Raw genomic sequence first — 16,644 nt, 5'->3', positions numbered from 1 at the left:
CCTCCTCCAGTCCAAGCCGCTTGCTTGATGTGCGCTCAATCCCTGCCGGCAATGCTGACGGGCGCGCGCACCTCCCAAGGCGGTTGCCAGCCCGGCTCCTCCTCGCTACATCAACCGCTTACGTACCCAGCTGGGAGGCGCTACGCCCCGGCCCGGCTTTCTCATTATTCGTGACGCACCGTTCGGGAACAGGTCAAATACATGCAACTCACGGGTATGGTTAAGGAGTTGCTAGACGCTCGGGTGCTGGTGACTGGTGGCGCTGGCTTCCTGGGGCAGCATGTGGTGGCCAGGCTGTGCCAAATCGGCGCGCGCGTCACCGTGATGGACACGGCGGAGCGCCCGGCCAGCCTGCCCGCCCACCTCGATCTGACCTATCACCAGAGCAGCATCCTCAATACGGAACTGGTCAGGACCCTGGTCGGCGAAGCTGATCTGGTGCTGCATCTGGCGGGCATCGCCGAGCCATTGCGCTATGGCAGCAATCCCCTCGAAACCATGGATGTCAATCTGCTGGGCTCAATCCAGGTGGCGCAGGCCTGCACCGCGGCGCGCGTGCCCATGCTGTTTTCCTCGACCTCTGAAATCTATGGCATCAACCCCAATTCGCCTTGGGCTGAGGATGCCGACAGGGTGCTCGGGCCGGTACGCAACACCCGATGGTGCTATTCCAGTTCCAAGGCGGCGGTCGAACATTATCTGGATGCCTGTCGGCGTGAGCAGGGCCTCAACTATACCGTGGTGCGTTTGTTCAATGTCTATGGCCCCAACCTGCAAGGCCGCGTGGTCGACCGTTTCATCAGGGCGGCGCTGTCGGGCGCGCCCCTGTCCATCTACGGCGATGGCCAGCAGACCCGCAGTTTCTGTCATGTGGATGACGTGGTGGACGCCCTGATTGGCCTGATCACCCGGATTGGCGAGGGGCCCTGCGTCTTCAATATCGGCAATGACGCCGAGGTCACCATTCAAGATTTTGCCGATCTGATCATTCGGCTGACAGATAGCCGCTCGCCGGTGGTGATGACGCCCAGCAGCCCCTATCTGGGCTATCAGGATGTGCCCCGGCGCCGGCCTGATATCGGCCTGATCCGCAGGACCATCGGCTGGGCGCCGACCGTTTCGCTCGAGGCTGGCTTGCTGCGTATGATCGAATCGATGCGGCCACCGGCCATGCGCGCGCCGCAGGAAAGCCTGGCTTGACCGCGCCTTGGAAGGTTCGCCTGGCCGGTCCGAGCTTCCCGGCACTCGACCTCGATGCCCTCTCACGCCTGCTCGAATCGGGCTGGTTGACCAATGGGCCACAGGTCCAGGCCTTCGAGACGGCCTTCGCCGCCTTGCAGGGGGTTGAGCACGCTGTCGCGCTCTCCTCCTGCACCGCGGCACTGCATCTGGCGCTGATCGCGCATGGGGTCGGGCCTGGTGACGAGGTGATCACCTCGCCGATGACCTTCGCCGCAACCTGCAATGTCATCCTGCAGGTGGGCGCGAGGCCGGTTCTGGTCGATATCGACCCCACGACCATGAATTTCGACACAGGCCTGGTGGCGGAGGCGATCACGCAGCGCACGAGGGCGGTGATCGCCGTGCATTTTGCTGGCCTGCCGGTTGATCTGGCGCCTTTGATGGCGCTCAAGGCCCAGCATGGATTTGCCCTGATCCATGATGCCGCCCATGCGACCGAGGCGCGCTATGACAACACCTCCATGGCGGCCATGGGCGATACCGCCTGCTTCAGCTTTTATGCGACCAAAAACCTGCCGATTGGCGAGGGTGGGATGCTCGCCACCAATGATAGGGCTGTGGCGGAAAAGGCCCGGGTGCTGCGCTCGCATGGCATGTCGAAGGACGCTTTTATCCGCCATGGCGATCAGCATGAGCGCTGGCAGCATTGGGACATGTTGCAGCCGGGTTTCAACTACAAGATGACCGAATTGGCGGCGATGCTGGGTTGCGGCCAGATTGCGCATCTCGCCGATGGTCTTGGCCGAAGGGCTGAACTGGTTGCCCGCTATGAGCAGCGCTTGGGTGGCGTCGAAGGGCTTTTACTGTCAGCCTCCGATGCGCGATCGGTCCATGCCCACCACCTGATGGTGGTTCGTATCATCCGCGACGATGTCGAGCGCGATGTGTTGCTGCCGCAACTGCGTGCGCATGGCATCGAAGCCTCCATCCATTACCGCGCTATCGCGGATCTGACCTGGTACCGCGAGACATTCGGCTGGTCCGAGAAGGACTTCCCGCATGCCATTGCGGCTGGGCGGCAATGCATCACCTTGCCTTTGCACAGCCAGATGACGCTGGCCGATGTGGATCTGGTGGCGGATAGCCTGATCGCGCTGCTGGCACGCCCTGGCCATGACGCTGATCATCAATCGGGCGCTGCCGGTATCGGGCCGGGTTAGAAGGTGAGCGGCTCGCAGGCCTCCGATCTCGTGATCTTCGGCGCCAGCAATATCCTGTCCGATATTTTTGACTGCGCCCATGCTTTGGGTCTTCGTATCACCAAGGTGGTGCTGATGATGGAGGAGACGGTGGGGCCTCGGGACAAATCCCTCGCCGATCGGATCGCCGATTTCGGGCGGCTTGGGCATTCCCCTATCATCCAATCCATCGACGCATTCGAGCCCCAAGCATCGGAGCGCTATATTTTGGGGCCTACAACACCTTTGCGCGCGGCGATGGCCGATGAGCTTCATCGCCGGTTCGGGCTGGCCTTCACGGTGTTGGTCCACCCTTCCGCCTATGTCTCGCCACTCGCCGAGTTGGGGGGCGGGGTGTTTATCGGCGCCAATTCGGTCATCGCCCCTGGCGTCGCGCTGGGCGAGCATGTTTTCGTCAATCGCGGCGTCACCATCGGCCATGACACCCGTATCGGGCCATTTTCGCGCGTGCAGCCGGGCAGCAATCTGGGCGGATTGTCGCGCATAGGCCGCGGCGTCACCATCGGTATTGGGGCGACCCTGGTGGAGCGTCTGCAGATCGGCGACCACGCCTTTATCGGCGCTGGCGCCGTCGTCCTGCGTGATGTGGAGGCCAATCTGCTGGTCTTCGGCGCGCCGGCCAAGGTCAGGAAGCGGCTGGCAAACCCCGCCGGGCATTGAACAGGGCTATCGCCGAATGGCAGGCCCGCAGCAGCGATGGGCCGGAGCGGGTGATGTCGAGGCGTTCAGTAAAGCGGCCCCGCAGAGATGCGCCATCGCGCCGGCGTTGCTGAGGATCATCCAGATAGGCTTCCAGCCGCGCCCAGTATTCTGCCATGCCCGCCACCGCGAGGGGCCCGACCTTGTCGCCGCCATCGCCATCGGCGAGGCAGAGAACGGGCAGGCCCGCGGCCATCGCTTCGGCCACGCTGAAGCCGCCACCCGTGCGGGGGGGATTGATGTAGATGTCGCTGAGCGCCAGCAGGTCGCCAATATCTTCCCTCGGCCCCAGAACGCGCAGTTGATGCGATGGCACCGCCGCAAAGCCGGGTGGATTTTCGTCGGCAACGCCGACCGCCATGAGCGTCATCTCGGGGCGGCGGAGCATCAGCCCCGCCAATTGCCGGCTCCACGCCGCACTCATTTCGTCCTTGAGGCGGAAGCCCACCACGATCATGAGAATGGCCTCTTCGGCGATGCCCAGCTGCGCCCGGCTCACGCCTGATATCAGGGGTTTGGCGGCAATGCGGAAGGGGTGGAAATGCATCAGGCCGGGGGGCAGGGCGTCACCCCAGGCCTGCAGCTGGCGGCCGGCTAATGTCTCGTCGGCGCTCAGAATCACATCGGCGGGCACGATCGGCGGCGAGGAATGCAGGCTCATCGCCACCACCGGGCGATGGGCGAAAAGCGGCGCCATCCAGGGCGCGAAGAAACCGACGAAGAAGATCACGTCCGGGTCATAGGCCGCGATGTCGCTCGCCAGGCCGCGCCAACGCAATGGCAGCGAATAGCTGGCCTGGCTCAGCATGGCATCGACCCCCTCCGGCAGGCGTTTCGCCAAAGCCGGAATATCGGGTGGATTGATGACCACCGATTGGCCGTTGCCCATATAGGCCGCCATGCGCAGCATTTGCGGGTCCTGCGGGGCGAAGAGTTTTGCTTCGACGCCCGTCGCGCGCAGTTGATGGGCCAGGGAGAGGGTCAAGGCGGTGGGGGTGTGCCCCGCATCGCCGATCATCGGCGTCACCAGGGCGATACGCCTTGGCGCCTCGACCACGCGGTGGGTGAAGGCGGCGGCGAAGGCTGCTTCGACCGTGCTGGCCGCCAGGGCCATCAAGGCTGGGATGCGCGCTGCGGCCAATCGGCGAAGGAAATCCGAACGGCTTTGGGTTTCGACCAGGCCGCGGCCCCATTCATGCGTGGCGAAGGCCATCAGCCGCTCGGCATCCACCGGCCGTATCTCCAGCGCGATGCGCGCGGCGGCCTCTATATGGGTGAGGTCGGCTGCGATGGCGGAGAGGAAATTGGCGTGGAAGAAGCCGGCGATGCCCGAAAAACCGATGGCGGCCGCCAGTGGCTGCCATGGATCTTGGGGCATCTCGGCGGGATCGAGCATGAGATACCGCGCCCGCAGCATCTCCCATTCCGCGCTGGAGGTGGGATTGCATATCGTCCGCTCCAGCGCGTCGTGGAAGAGCAGGGCATTGGGGCTTGGCTGCATTGGTCAGTTCTAAATATTATTTTTAGTCAAGAATTTAATAGGTTAGTTCATTGCGCTGTCGCGGGCAATTTGGCTGCGGCCTGCCGGTTCAGCCGCCATCGACCACCCGCCGCGGCGCAGGGCGCGCGTTGTGATCAAAGCGGACCCAGCCGGGCACCTGCGCCGCCAGATTCACCTCGCGCCATTTCGGATGGCGGGGCGGGCGCAGGAACTCCTCGAAGCGTGATTGCAGCGCCTCGACGAAGCGGGCGACCTTGCGATGCCGCTCACTGCCCGGCGTCCAGGCATAGACCGCCATCACCGCGCCCACCGCGATGGTCTGGACCCCTTCGGCCGGTATCAGGGCGGGGTAATCGGCCGTGGTCAGCATGGCCGGCAGATAGGTCTCCATCAGCGCCGATGTCGGCGTGATGGGCAGGAAGTGCAGGCCGCTATCAGCGCCAAGAGAGGCAAAGAGCCGCGCCGGCTTGCCGGCGACGAAGACCATCGCCGCGATCTCGCCATTGCGCAGCCGGGTCAGCGCCACGTCCTGCACATCATGCGCCGTGCGAAGCTCCAGCCCGAGCGCTTCGAACATCAATGACGCCGTCATCGCTGTGCCGCTGCCCACAAGATCGACATTGACCAACTGCCCGGCCAGATCCTGCATGGTGTTAATGCCCGGGCGGGCCAGGAGATGGATCTCCTCATCATAGAGTTTGGCGATGTACTGGATCAGGTTATCGGCACCCGGCACGAGCCGGTTGCGTCGGGCGAAGGCCAGCGCATCGGATTGCACGATGCCCACATCCACGCCCCGCAGCAGCACGATATCTTGGATGTTCTGCAGCGATCCTCGGCCGATCATGGCGACCACCCGCAGCGCATTGCCATTGTCCAGCACCGCGGCGAGGTCTGCCGCGATGCGGATATAGGTGCCGTCCACACCACCGGCGATGACGCCGACGGTCCCGGCATTGGCCTCGTTGATGCGCTGAGTGAATTGCAGTGATACGGGCGCCTGGGCGAAGGCGGGGGGGGCCTGTGTGGCGAGGAGTGCAGCGCCGCTGAGAAGGCTTCGGCGGGCAAGGGCGGGGAATGGCGGGGTCATTATTCGGCCTCCAGCCTGGCGATGGGGGGAGCGGCTTCGGCAACGCCAAGGGCCAGGGCATGGCGATACCAGGTGAGGGCCGCGCTACGATCCGGTGGGAGGCCGATCACCCCGCGCGCCGCCAGCTTTTGCGGATCAAAGCTTTCAGCCATGGCCAGTGCGGCCGCACCACTACCGGCCGCAGCCGCGCGCTCGAGGAAGCGTCGCGCGCCGGAAATATCGCCCAGCGCCGCCAATGCCTCGCCGCGACGGCGCGCCGTCTCAGTCTCGGCCGGGCTCATCCTGGCCAGTGGCTGGGCGGCCGCCGGCAGGCTCGGCCGGGGTGGGGCGGATGCCACTGCCGGCAGTGGCGGCAGCGGCGGCACAACCAGCCGCTCCGGTGCCGATGGAGGTGCCATGACGGCCGGCAACGCTATCGGTGGCGGCGGGGCCATGGGCGGATTTGGCGCGTCAATGGGTGTGGGATCGGGAGCGGGCAGCAGCATTTCAATGCCCTCCATCGCGGTGGGCGGGGCGAGGGATGCGAGCGCCTCTGGCAGCGATGCTGCAATGGCTTCGGTCGGCGCGGGCAAGCGGGGCGGCGGCTGAAATGGTTCTCCCGCCTCTTGCGGCAGGTTTGATGGCACCGGCGGGGATGGGGGCATGATGACCTCCGCCGCCGTATCGCTCAGCAGGGGCGGGTATTCTGCCAGGGGCACGGGTTGTGTCGGCATCAAAATGGCCGCCACCGCCGCGGGTGGCGGTGACATCGTGGGCGCGATTGGCGCTTCGACCACGCGCGGCAACACAAAAAAAATGATTGTCAAGGCAAGGGCGGTAGCGGTGGGTCCGATCCAGCCATTCCGATTGGGCCTTGCCTGCCCTGGCTGGGGCGATCTGGTATCAGCGACCAGCGTCACGGGTGGCTGGGTCGCGCCCACTGCCTTGGTTTCCGCGGGCGGGGAGGGCGTGAGCAAAGCCTCAAGCGCTTCCTCCCACCCACCATCGCTGTCGATCGATATCGGGTCCAGCCAGATGAAGGCCTCAGCGAGCAGCATGTCCAACATCGCCATATCGCCCGCGCGCATGCGCCGATGGATGAGCGGGAGATGGCCAGGAAAGCGGCTGCTGAAGCCGGTATCGGCCAAATGCTGCTGAAATATAGTGCGGGCATTAGCGGTCCACACTGGATCGATTTCCAGCAGCACCACGCCAGCCGCTGGCTGGATAACAACATATTGGAAATGACTTATTTCAAGTTGACAATTAGTCAAAAAATTCCAGCCATTTGACAATTTTTTCGGCCGTGAAATTGCCAATTTGCTTCAGGCGCGGCTGGTCTGGCGCTGTATCATCAAAGTTATTTCTCTTTATTAATGCCATTTCTGAAATCAATGATTATCTCCACAAAGCCTCAACACCAATTGCTGAAGCTATAATATATCAACTCCAGTTAAAATTATAATGAATGAAAAGAAAATTCGTTTATAAAATGTAAAAATTGAATTTGTGGTTTACGATCAAATTTTGCGTGTGATTTCGCGCGCTCGGCGACAATGAAGTGCGCCAAGGAGTGCAAGCAAAAACAATGCCAAATTTTTTATTTATTATTATCAGGGCATTGCAGGAGATTGGCTGATGGGCCGGGCCGAAGCGTCAATTCTACTGACAATGTCCTGGCCGGGACGCGCCTTGGGTGTTTTTCGGCAAGCCAACAAGCCGCCCACTGGGGCAGCCTCTCAGCGCGCCTCGCGCAGCGCCAAATGCTCGTCAATCAGCGCCACATCCGCCTCGCCCAGCAAATCCCGCCACCGCTCCACACCCGGCAGGCGGCCGGCATTACGGGCGATCAGGTCGGTCTTCAGGAACGGAAAATCCGTTCGCTCCAGCAAAAGCTGCCAAAAATGATGGGTGGGATTGAGCGGATAGGCGCAGAGAGAATCTTCGCCACCGAAACGCGCACCGAGGGCAGCAAAATCGCTCGGGCGTGCGAGCGCGCAAAGCCGCGCATGGCCAAATAGCGCGGCGCATCGATGCCCAGCGCGCATCATCCGCCGCGTCAGGCCAATCTCGCCGGATTGCACGACCCGCCACTTGTTCCGCACATCGGCAAACCCCGCCAGATGGGCGGCCATATCGGCAATCGCGGCCTGCCCGCGCGCCAGCAATAAGTAGGATTGCAGGTGCACGCCACCGGCCAGGCTTTCGGTCATGCCAAAGAAACCCGCGCCACCGGCGCGCCAGCGCTCAACCAGTGGCCCGAGTGGCGCGAGCGGGCCCACCACGCTGTCATTGGCCAGCAGCAATTCCTGCGGCGCTGCGCCATCGGCCAGGGCGGCCGCCAGCCCGTCGCGCCAGGCACCGAAATCGAGGCCGATATTGCTCCGCTGCAAATACAGCACGCAATGCTCCCGCACCCGCTCGATATCGCCGACGGGCGGTGCGCTATTGGTGACGAAAACAACGTCAAAACCCAGGCTCCGCCAGCCTCCGAGTTGCCGCAGCACCATCTCCGACACCCGCCCGCTGGCCGACCAATGCACATAGATCGCAAGCGAGGCGCCGCTTCCTGTGGCCTGCCCGGCCAGGCGCTGCAGCACCTCGCCGCGCTGCGGCGCCAGGCTATCGAGCAAGGTATCGAATGCGAGGCCAGAGGCCACCCCGGCCACGCGCCCGAGAAAGCCCAGAGATGTGCGGGTTCCAAGCCCATGGAAGACCCGCATCGATGCGGCATGAACCTGGCCCAGATCAGTCAGCCGCGCCGGCTCACGCATGGCAGGCGCTGCCCCGAAGGCGCTGCGGGCGGCGGCGCCATCCGTGGGAAGGGTCGTCGCGCTCAAGGCGCCTGCTTTCGCATATTCAGCTTCAGGTCATCGATGATGAAGCGATACATTTGTGGCGCCTGCTCGCGCACGATGCGGTGCCAAATGTGCAAATCCGGCGCGCGGCCGGGGTTGAAGCGCAGCAATTCCCGCTTGAGGAAAGGAAAGCCATGCTGCAGCAGCGCCAGCCACAGGTCACTCGTCGGGTTCAAGGCAAGGCGGCGGCGCCAGCACCACAAGGCCCGCTCAGCGGCAAGCCGGCGCACCTTGTCCTCGATGGGGATGATGCCCGCCGGCTCCGGCGCATCATGAATTTCCTGCATGGTGTCGAGCAGCGCGAAGTAATCCCATACTGCGGCGCATTGCAGCCCGGCCGAGAGCATGTGATGCGTCATCCACAATTCGTAGTAGTGAACGGCCGCCCATTTCGACCGGACATTGCGCACCTGCTGCCAGAAGGCGGCAAAGCCCGCATTGGCCAGCGCCGCCGGGCCAAAGGCCACGAAGAAGGACTGCAAATGATAGCGGTGCTGCCAGCTATCGGTGAGCGCCCAAATATCGGCGGCGGCGAAATCCATTCGCCCGACAATGTCACCCAGCGGTGCGAGCGGCCCATAGAGGCTGTCATTGGCCAGCAGCAGCATCTCCGCTGTCACCCGCTCCTCGACAAAGGCGGCGATGCCGTCGCGATAAGCGCCGAAATCATAGCCACGATTCCGCCGGATGAGAATTTGCGCGCAATGCTCGCCCAGCCATTGCCGGCTATCGGGAGCCAGAACGCCGGAATTGGTGACGAAGATGATGCCAAAGCCGGCCTCGCGCAGTGCCAGCAGATAGGCGCGCGTATGGGGCCGCACCACGCCCCGGGCATCGAAATGCACGAAGACGCAGCAGCGCCGCCCCAGGCCCACCGCGCCGGTGCCCCGCTCGATCACCTGTGAGCCATAGTCGCCCGCTGCCAGGCGGTAGAAGAGCCTCGCCATGAAGCCGCGCCAGAGGTCAAGTGCGAGTGCCTGGCCCCGCCGCAACCAGATTTTGAGGCCTATCACGCCGCCGCGCGGGCCGGAAACCGCGCCTCCCGGGCTGCATGCTCAGCCTCGGCGGCCAGATACGCCGCCGCCTTGTGCTGCCCCAGCAGCCGCCAGCCCAGCATTTCGGCATCCACAGCCGGCCAGTAAAGCGCCGCACCGGCGGCCATGTCATCCGCCCCGCAAGCGCAGTGGCTGGCCAGAATGCGGCCGCGCAATTGTCCCAGCCAGGCAATCGCCAGGCCAGGCTGGCCGCCATGGGTCTGCATTTCCATCGTCGCGGCGCAAAAGAGCACTGAGGCATCTGTGCTGGTCAAAGGCTGCGACGCCGCGCGCAGATTCGAAAGCGCGGAAGGCAGCACGCTGTTCAGCCGCTGCGCCTGTTCAAAGGCGGCCTGATTGACCAGGGTGATGAAGCAGGTGGGGGCGATATTGTCGGCGTGGCGCTGCCCGCCCGCCTTGCGCAGCGCCTCCAGACGGGCGGCAATACCGGGCTCGGCCCGCGCCACGGCCAGCAAAATCAGCTCGGCCTCGGCGGCGAAGGCCACATCCTCGGCATCGCCATCATCGGCACCCACACCCCGCAGCGCTGCCCGCAGCCGCCCAGCAGCCGCTATGGCACCCGCAAAGACGCCCTGCGGCGCCTCACCCGCCCGCTTTCGCTCCCAGCCGCGGGCGAGCAGGATGCCAGCCAGCCCCAGCGGTTCGCGGGCAACCAGGGCGCTCAGGCTCAGCCCGGCCACCGGCGTCGCAGCAAGCCTTTCCAGCCCATGCCCCCAGCGCCCCGCCGCCGCGCCATCCAGCGCCTGCCAGAGCGCATCGGCCTCGGCCAGGCCAGCGATGACCAATTCACGATACAGCCGCGCAAGGGCACCAAAGCCCAGATCGGATTGCGCTGGAACCGCTTGCGCCACCTGCCGCAGCCATTCGTGGTATTGCGGCCGGAAGGCGGCATCGGGGAGGGCGGCATCGGGCAGGCGGCCGGCCATTGCCACCAGCTGCGCGCCCTCGCGCAGCACCGACACCGTCTCGAAGCCAGCCTCACGCAGCGCCCATGCGAGGCTCTCGGCCGTTTGAATCACCAGATGCCAGCCGGCTGAGAGCAAGGGCACCAGCAGGCCATCGCCAGTATCAGGGCGGATCATCTCGGCCGCCGGCGTGGTCAGCAGCAAGGTGCCGCCCGGGCGCAGCGCCTGACGCAGCGTGGCCAGCATCGGCACCGGGTCGGCCATGTGTTCGATGAATTCGGAGGCGTGAATCACATCGGCCGAGGCATGATCCAGCCCATTGGCCTCGAGATATCGGCTCTCAATCGGCAGGCCGAGTTGCTCCCGCCCGGCGATGGCGAAGGGGGATGGGTCCAGCCCGCGCACCTGCCAGCCGAGAATGCGCCGGGCGAAATCGAGCGACAGGCCAAAGCCGCAGCCCACTTCCAGAAAGGCGGTACCAGGGGGGCGGCCCAGCGCCTGCAGCCGCATGGCCATGCCGCCGATATTGGCGCCCTGCTGCAGGTAGAAGGCCAGCGCATCGGTGCCGCCGGCCGGCAGGCCCGAATAGGCGCCGGCCATTGGGCCCTCAAAATAATGCGCGCCGCAGGCCTGACAGGCATAGAGCCGCACCCGGGCGGTATCCACCGGTGCCGAGAGGATCAATTGGCGTTCTGCCTCGCGGTGGCAATTCGGGCAGGTGGCGCACTCCAGCCTGCGGCGCGACTGCGCTGCATCATCTGGACTGGCCGAGCCAGGGCTTGAATGCCATTCGATCATGCGAAAGCCGATCCGGTAGACCGCAGAATGCGCAGCCGGCGAGTGAGTGTGCCGTGTAGCATTTTGTGCAATGCCAGCACAATAGGAGGCCTGGAAAAACCGGCAGGCGAAAGCCCTGTCCGAGGTTTCTCTGCCCCAGGCCCGCAGCCGGGCTGGCTTGGCGATTCGCTGGAACAGCCAGCGGCGAATGGCTATGTCAGCCTCACCACACCAGCATATTGAACGGGTTCCCCGCCAGATGATCGAAAGCGACCTTTCCGCCCGACAGGTTTTCGCGGCATTTCGGGCCGGGCCACAGCGCGCCCGCTTTGGCTTTGGCCGCCGCGCCGCCTTGGTCAATATAGACCCCCAGCGCGCCTATACCGAACCGGCGAGCTTTCCGGCCACAGGCTATGAGACTGACCCGCGGCAGATGGAGCACACCAACACCCTCGCCACCCTGTGCCGTGATAGGGGCTTTCCCGTCATCTGGACTTATGTCGCCTATGTGGAATCAGGCGAGGATTGCGGTGTCTGGGGCGGCCGCAGCAATACGCCCGACAGCCTGCAGAATATCCGCGAGGGTTCTGCGCGCGCGCAGCTTGACCCCCGCCTGCATATTGCGGCCGCCGATATCATCATCCGTAAGCGCATGGCGTCAGCGTTTTTCGAGACGCATCTGCGCTCGCTGCTGACCTTTCATGGCGTCGATACCGTGGTGGTCACCGGCGGCTCCACCTCGGGCTGCGTGCGCGCCACGGTGGTGGAGGGGCTCTCCTGCGGGTTTCGGATGATCGTGGCGGAGGAATGCGTGGCGGACCGCCACGAATCCCCGCATTTCGCCAGCCTTTACGATATGGCGGTGAAATACGCCGATGTGCTGCCGCTCTGCGATGTGCTGCAGGGCCTGGAGAGCATGCCCCGCTGAGGCTGGGCGGATCATGCTCTCTCTGGCGGTAAAACGGCTATGGCGCTGGGCACCAAAGCCGATCAGTCCTTGTAGTCGGGTTCCTTGCGGTCGAGAATCCGCTTCAGCGCGTCGAAATGCCATTCGGCGTTTGAGCGGTCGCCATAGCGCTGGGCGTTGCCGCGATAGGTGCTGATGGTGTGGTCCACCACCTCCTCGGGCAGGCGCTTGAGCGGGCGGTTGGTCCACATGGCGTAGAGCTGCACCTGGGCCACCCGCTCCATATAGTAAAGCCGATCATAGGCTTCGGCCACATTTCGCCCGACCGTCGCCACACCGTGATTGGCCATGATCAGCACCGTCTTGTCGCCAATCACCCCCGCCAGGCGCTCGCCCTCGGCCGGGTCAAAGGCCGGGCCGGTATAGGTCGGGTCATAGGCCGTGCGCATCATGGTCCCAAGCTCGGTCTGGCCGATCGGCAGAATTTGCGGGTCCTCCAGCCGCGCCAGGGCGCTGGTATAGGGCATATGGGTGTGGAACACCGCCGCGGCGCCATCGAGCAGCCGGTGCATCGGTGCGTGGATGCAATAGGCCGAGCGCTCAACCATGCCCTCGCCATCGCGGATCGCGCCATCATAGCCCACTTCCATGAAGCAGGAGGCGGTCACCTCGCTCCAATGCAAGCCGAAGGGGATTTGGTAGTATCGGTCCGTGGTGCCGGGCACGCGCAGGGTGAAGTGGTTGAAAATGCCCTCATGGAAGCCATCGCGCACGGCCAGGCGATGGGCTGCGGCCAGGTCGATCCGCGCCTGATGGCGTGCATCGGCCAGCGCGATATCGGCGGCGGTGTGGTTTTCAAGCGGCATGGGCCAGCATCCTTGGGCGGCGGGTTGATGATGGTGGGCACGGCTGAGGCCTATTCGGCATGCGCCCGGGGGGCGTGGGCAAAACGATAGATGTTGCGCGGCGGGAACGGCAAGGGCGTTGGGATAACGCGGCCCTGACTGCCCTTGAGGGCGGTGTCACTGCGCCAATTGCAGAATTTCCAGCAGATCGGCAGCGCTGGTCACCGCCCTGGGGTTGGTGGAAATGGGGGCGTCACCGTTCCAGCGCGCTGCAAGGGAGGCGAACTCCGCCGGCGCAATACCCTGCTCTGAAAGCCGCGTCGGCAGGCCAAGCCCGCGGACAAAAGCCTCAATGGCAGGCCCGGCCGCTTCGGCGCCGAAAATCCGCGCAACCTGCGCCTGGCGCGCGCCATTCACCGGGGCGTTCCAGCGCATCACCGCATGCAGCATGAGGCAGGAGGTGATGCCATGCGGCACCCCCTTTGCCGCCCCCAGAATATAGCCCAGGCCATGGCTGGCGCCCACCGGCACCCCTGACCACCCCCCCATCACCGCCAGCCAGGCGGCATATTGGCAGGCGGCGCGCGCGGCCATATCGCCTGGTTGGCGGTGCAACCGTGGCAGGTTTTCGGCCAGCATCACCATCGCCTGCTGCGACACGGAATCGGAGAAGGCCGTGGGCTGGCTCGAGCACCAGCGTTCCACCGCGTGGTCGAGGGCGCGGATGCCCGAGGAGAGCAGCAGGGCGGCGGGCGTCTCCAGCGTGGCCGCCGGGTCGAGGATGACCGCGCGCGGCACCATCCACGGGTCGAGCGCGCGATATTTCCGCCCCGCCGCGAGGTCAGTATAACCCGCATGCGGGGCGAATTCGGCGGCTGAGAGCGTGGTGGGCAGGGCAATGATGCGCGGCCTTGGCGCCGGGCCATCCCAAAAATCAGGCTCGCGCCCGCGCGAGGTGGCGGCGCCTATCAGGCCAGGCGCATCGGTGATGCCCCGCCAAACCGCCAGGCAAGCCACCTTGGCGCCATCGATCACCGAACCACCGCCCAGCGCCACGATCAGGTCGGCCTCGCATTGCCGCATCAGGGCGGCCAGTGCCAGCACATCCTCCACCGGGCTATGGGCGCGCATGGAAGCGAAACTGCCGGCGAGGCGCGCGCCGATCAGTGTGGTGACCTCGGCGGCCAGCGCGCTGCCAGCGAGGGAACGGGGCGTGACCAGCACCACGCGCTCTGCCCCGGCGATCTCGCGCGGCAAGGCTTGCGCCAGGGTGGCGGCGTGATGCACCCGCCCTTGCGCCGGCCATTGATGAAGATGCGCAGCCATCGGGCCTCTTCCTTCTGTTGCGGCCAGGATGCGGTGCCGGCCATGCCGGGGCAAGCCATCGCCCAGCCCCATCTCAGGGTGGATAAAAACCCTGGCCGCCGGCAGATAGCTCAGCCAAGATCGCCACCAAAGGCAGGAGGAGCAAACGCCATGGCCAGGTTCACGGGCAAGACAGTGTTGATCTCGGGCGGCGCACGCGGCCAGGGTGCGACGGAGGCGCGGATGATCATCGCCGAAGGTGGTCGGGTGGTGATCGGTGACCTGCTGGAGGAGCAGGGCCGGGCGCTCGCTGCCGAACTCGGTGCGGCCTGCGTCTTCCTCCGCCAGGATGTGACATTGGAGGCCGACTGGGCCGCTGCCGTCGCCGCGGCCGAGACGCTTGGCGGTGGCTTGCATGGGCTGGTCAATAATGCCGGCATTTATGTGCCCAAGCCGCTGATGGAGACGGATAAGGCGCTGTTCGAAAAGCATCTGGCGGTGAACCAGACCGGCTGCTTCCTGGGCATGCAGGCGGTGGTGCCGGCCATGGCGAGGGCCGGCGGCGGCTCAATCGTCAATATCTCCTCGACCGCGGGGCTGCGCGGCTCGCCCAATGCCATTGCCTATTCCAGCACCAAATGGGCGCTGCGCGGCATGACCAAGGCTGCGGCGATCGACCTCGCGCGGCTGGCCATTCGGGTCAATAGCGTGCATCCCGGGCCGATCGAGACCGATATGATCAGCATCTGGACCAATGAGCAGCGCTCGGCGCGGCTCGATTCCATCCCGCTCGGGCGCGTGGGCACGGTGGATGACGTGGCGCGGGCGGTGCTGTTCCTGCTCTCGGATGAGAGCGTCTATATGACCGGCGCCGAATTGGCGGTGGATGGCGGCGTCTCGCTATAGATCATGCGCCGGGGCGCCTCAGGCCCCGCTCACCCGCCAGATCACATCGCCCACATCATCGGCCATCAGCAGCGACCCATCGGGCCCGAGGGTCACCCCCACGGGCCGCCCATAGGAGACCTTCTCATCGGGGGCCAGAAAGCCCGTGAGAATATCGCGGGCCGGGCCCGAGGGGCGGCCATTCTCGAAGGGCACGAAAGCCAGCTTGTAACCGCTGAGCTTGCTGCGGTTCCAGGAGCCATGCTGGCCAATCGCCATGCCTGCGGGGAAGCCCGGCAAGGTGCCGGCGGGCACCCAGCATAGGCCGAGCGAGGCGGTATGCCCCCCCAGCGCGTAATCGGGCGTGAGCGCGCTGGCCACCATGGCGCTATCCTGCGGCACCCGATCATCCACCACCCTGTCCCAGTAGCAATAGGGCCAGCCGTAAAAGGCGCCATCGCGCACCGAGGTGAGATAGTCGGGCGGCGTCTCATCGCCCAACCCGTCGCGCTCATTCACCACCGTCCAGAGCATGCCCGTCTGTGGCTCCCAGGCCAGGCCCACCGCATTGCGCAAGCCCCCGGCGAAGACACGGCTGGCCCCGGTTTCGAGGTCGAGTTCCCAAACGGCCGCGCGGCCCTCCTCCACCTCCATCCCCTGATCGGCGATATTGGTGAGCGAACCGACACCGGCATAGAGTTTCTTGGCATTGGGGCTTTGCAGCAGGCTGCGCGTCCAATGCCCGCCGGGCTTGAAATCGACGATCTTGCGCCCCGGCGCGGTGATGCGATCCGCGCCCGGCGCATAGGGGAACACCACCACCCCATCGGTATTGCCAACGTAAAACTGGTCACCGACCAATTCCATGCCGAAGGGCTGGTTGAGGCCCTCCATGAAGACATCCTGGATCTCGGCCACGCCATCGCCGTCGCGGTCGCGCAGCAGGGTGATGCGGTTGGCGCTCTCGCCCACCGCCCGGGCCCGGCGCATGGTGGCGACCATGGCGTAGTCAAAGGCATTGCGCATGACCGCGCGGGGAATGCTATTGGCCTCGGAGACCAGCACATCGCCATTGGGCAGCGTCTTGATCCAGCGCGGGTGTTTCAGGCCGCGGGCAAAGGCGTTGACCTTCAGCCCGGGGGCGGGGATTGGCGCCTGGCCTTCGCTCCAGCCCTGGGCTGTGGGCATTTTCAGCGTGGGGATCACGCCCTGCGGCTTGGCGGCCGGAATGGCCGGCGCCCCGCCCCAGGCCGGTATGGGGTTGCCATCCCTGATGTGCCGCAGGCGCAGCGCGGTGCCCCCAATCATGGCAACGCCGCGCGCGATGATGCTGGACAAATTCAAGATATCATCTCCATCGAGGGATCTGAGGGGGGCGAGGCCATCGCCTCATGGAT

15 protein-coding genes are annotated in these 16,644 nt (G+C 65.1%); 6 read left to right on the top strand and 9 right to left on the bottom strand.

Going from position 1 to position 16,644, the window contains the following annotated elements; all coding sequences use genetic code 11:
• Positions 1-201 precede the first annotated feature (201 nt).
• The 3 genes from ABWP84_RS11125 to ABWP84_RS11115 are packed head-to-tail and all read left to right on the top strand — an operon-like array spanning position 202 to position 3,101.
• Positions 202-1,200, top strand: coding sequence for an NAD-dependent epimerase/dehydratase family protein (locus tag ABWP84_RS11125; RefSeq protein ID WP_353212096.1), 999 nt, complete (start codon positions 202-204; stop codon positions 1,198-1,200).
• Positions 1,197-2,402, top strand: coding sequence for a DegT/DnrJ/EryC1/StrS aminotransferase family protein (locus ABWP84_RS11120; protein ID WP_353212095.1), 1,206 nt, complete (start codon positions 1,197-1,199; stop codon positions 2,400-2,402). Before ABWP84_RS11125 ends, ABWP84_RS11120 begins: the two co-directional genes overlap by 4 nt.
• A gap of 3 nt (positions 2,403-2,405) precedes the next feature.
• Complete coding sequence (locus tag ABWP84_RS11115) at positions 2,406-3,101, top strand: DapH/DapD/GlmU-related protein (RefSeq protein WP_353212094.1); 696 nt, start codon at positions 2,406-2,408, stop codon at positions 3,099-3,101.
• Here ABWP84_RS11115 and ABWP84_RS11110 read toward each other — a convergent pair.
• From ABWP84_RS11110 to ABWP84_RS11100, 3 genes are all read right to left on the bottom strand, one after another.
• On the bottom strand, positions 3,067-4,641 hold the full coding sequence (locus ABWP84_RS11110; RefSeq protein ID WP_353212093.1) for a glycosyltransferase: 1,575 nt from the start codon (positions 4,639-4,641) through the stop codon (positions 3,067-3,069). The genes ABWP84_RS11115 and ABWP84_RS11110 overlap by 35 nt on opposite strands.
• 88 nt (positions 4,642-4,729) lie before the next feature.
• A complete protein-coding gene (locus tag ABWP84_RS11105; RefSeq protein WP_353212092.1) occupies positions 4,730-5,731 on the bottom strand; it encodes a TAXI family TRAP transporter solute-binding subunit in 1,002 nt (333 codons plus the stop codon).
• A complete protein-coding gene (locus ABWP84_RS11100) occupies positions 5,731-6,480 on the bottom strand; it encodes a hypothetical protein (RefSeq protein WP_353212091.1) in 750 nt (249 codons plus the stop codon). The genes ABWP84_RS11105 and ABWP84_RS11100 overlap by 1 nt, the downstream gene beginning before the upstream one ends.
• 324 nt (positions 6,481-6,804) lie before the next feature.
• On the opposite strand from ABWP84_RS11100, the gene ABWP84_RS11095 reads away from it, so the two are divergent.
• Positions 6,805-7,002, top strand: a complete 198-nt coding sequence (locus tag ABWP84_RS11095; protein ID WP_353212090.1) for a hypothetical protein — start codon at positions 6,805-6,807, stop codon at positions 7,000-7,002.
• A gap of 447 nt (positions 7,003-7,449) precedes the next feature.
• Here the strand turns inward: ABWP84_RS11095 and ABWP84_RS11090 are convergent, their stop codons facing one another.
• Genes ABWP84_RS11090 through ABWP84_RS11080 form a run of 3 tightly spaced genes read right to left on the bottom strand, consistent with a single transcriptional unit; the run spans position 7,450 to position 11,326 of the window.
• A complete protein-coding gene (locus ABWP84_RS11090; protein ID WP_353212089.1) occupies positions 7,450-8,550 on the bottom strand; it encodes a rhamnan synthesis F family protein in 1,101 nt (366 codons plus the stop codon).
• Positions 8,547-9,581, bottom strand: coding sequence for a rhamnan synthesis F family protein (locus ABWP84_RS11085; protein WP_353212088.1), 1,035 nt, complete (start codon positions 9,579-9,581; stop codon positions 8,547-8,549). Before ABWP84_RS11085 ends, ABWP84_RS11090 begins: the two co-directional genes overlap by 4 nt.
• On the bottom strand, positions 9,578-11,326 hold the full coding sequence (locus ABWP84_RS11080) for a class I SAM-dependent methyltransferase (protein ID WP_353212087.1): 1,749 nt from the start codon (positions 11,324-11,326) through the stop codon (positions 9,578-9,580). The genes ABWP84_RS11085 and ABWP84_RS11080 overlap by 4 nt, the downstream gene beginning before the upstream one ends.
• Before the next feature lie 238 nt (positions 11,327-11,564).
• Between ABWP84_RS11080 and ABWP84_RS11075 the strand changes: the two genes are divergently transcribed.
• A complete protein-coding gene (locus ABWP84_RS11075) occupies positions 11,565-12,233 on the top strand; it encodes an isochorismatase family protein (RefSeq protein ID WP_353212086.1) in 669 nt (222 codons plus the stop codon).
• A 62-nt stretch (positions 12,234-12,295) separates the two neighbouring features.
• On the opposite strand, the gene ABWP84_RS11070 is transcribed toward ABWP84_RS11075, so the two are convergent.
• Both ABWP84_RS11070 and ABWP84_RS11065 read right to left on the bottom strand, forming a co-directional pair.
• A complete protein-coding gene (locus ABWP84_RS11070) occupies positions 12,296-13,078 on the bottom strand; it encodes a class II aldolase/adducin family protein (protein WP_353212085.1) in 783 nt (260 codons plus the stop codon).
• A gap of 156 nt (positions 13,079-13,234) precedes the next feature.
• Entirely contained in the window at positions 13,235-14,383 is a 1,149-nt protein-coding gene (locus ABWP84_RS11065) for an iron-containing alcohol dehydrogenase (protein WP_353212084.1), read from the bottom strand.
• Between the two features lie 150 nt (positions 14,384-14,533).
• On the opposite strand from ABWP84_RS11065, the gene ABWP84_RS11060 reads away from it, so the two are divergent.
• The gene (locus ABWP84_RS11060) at positions 14,534-15,268 is read left to right on the top strand and encodes a glucose 1-dehydrogenase (RefSeq protein ID WP_353212083.1); all 735 of its coding nucleotides are present in this window, start codon (positions 14,534-14,536) and stop codon (positions 15,266-15,268) included.
• 18 nt (positions 15,269-15,286) lie between these two features.
• Here the strand turns inward: ABWP84_RS11060 and ABWP84_RS11055 are convergent, their stop codons facing one another.
• Positions 15,287-16,591, bottom strand: a complete 1,305-nt coding sequence (locus tag ABWP84_RS11055) for a sorbosone dehydrogenase family protein (protein WP_353212082.1) — start codon at positions 16,589-16,591, stop codon at positions 15,287-15,289.
• Positions 16,592-16,644 lie beyond the last annotated feature (53 nt).

It is taken from the genome of Rhodovarius sp., assembly GCF_040399605.1.
In the GTDB taxonomy this organism is placed as follows: Bacteria; Pseudomonadota; Alphaproteobacteria; order Acetobacterales; family Acetobacteraceae; genus Rhodovarius; species Rhodovarius crocodyli_A.
The sequence above is the reverse complement of the archived record's forward strand: the minus strand, read 5'-3'. Positions and strand labels throughout refer to the sequence as shown.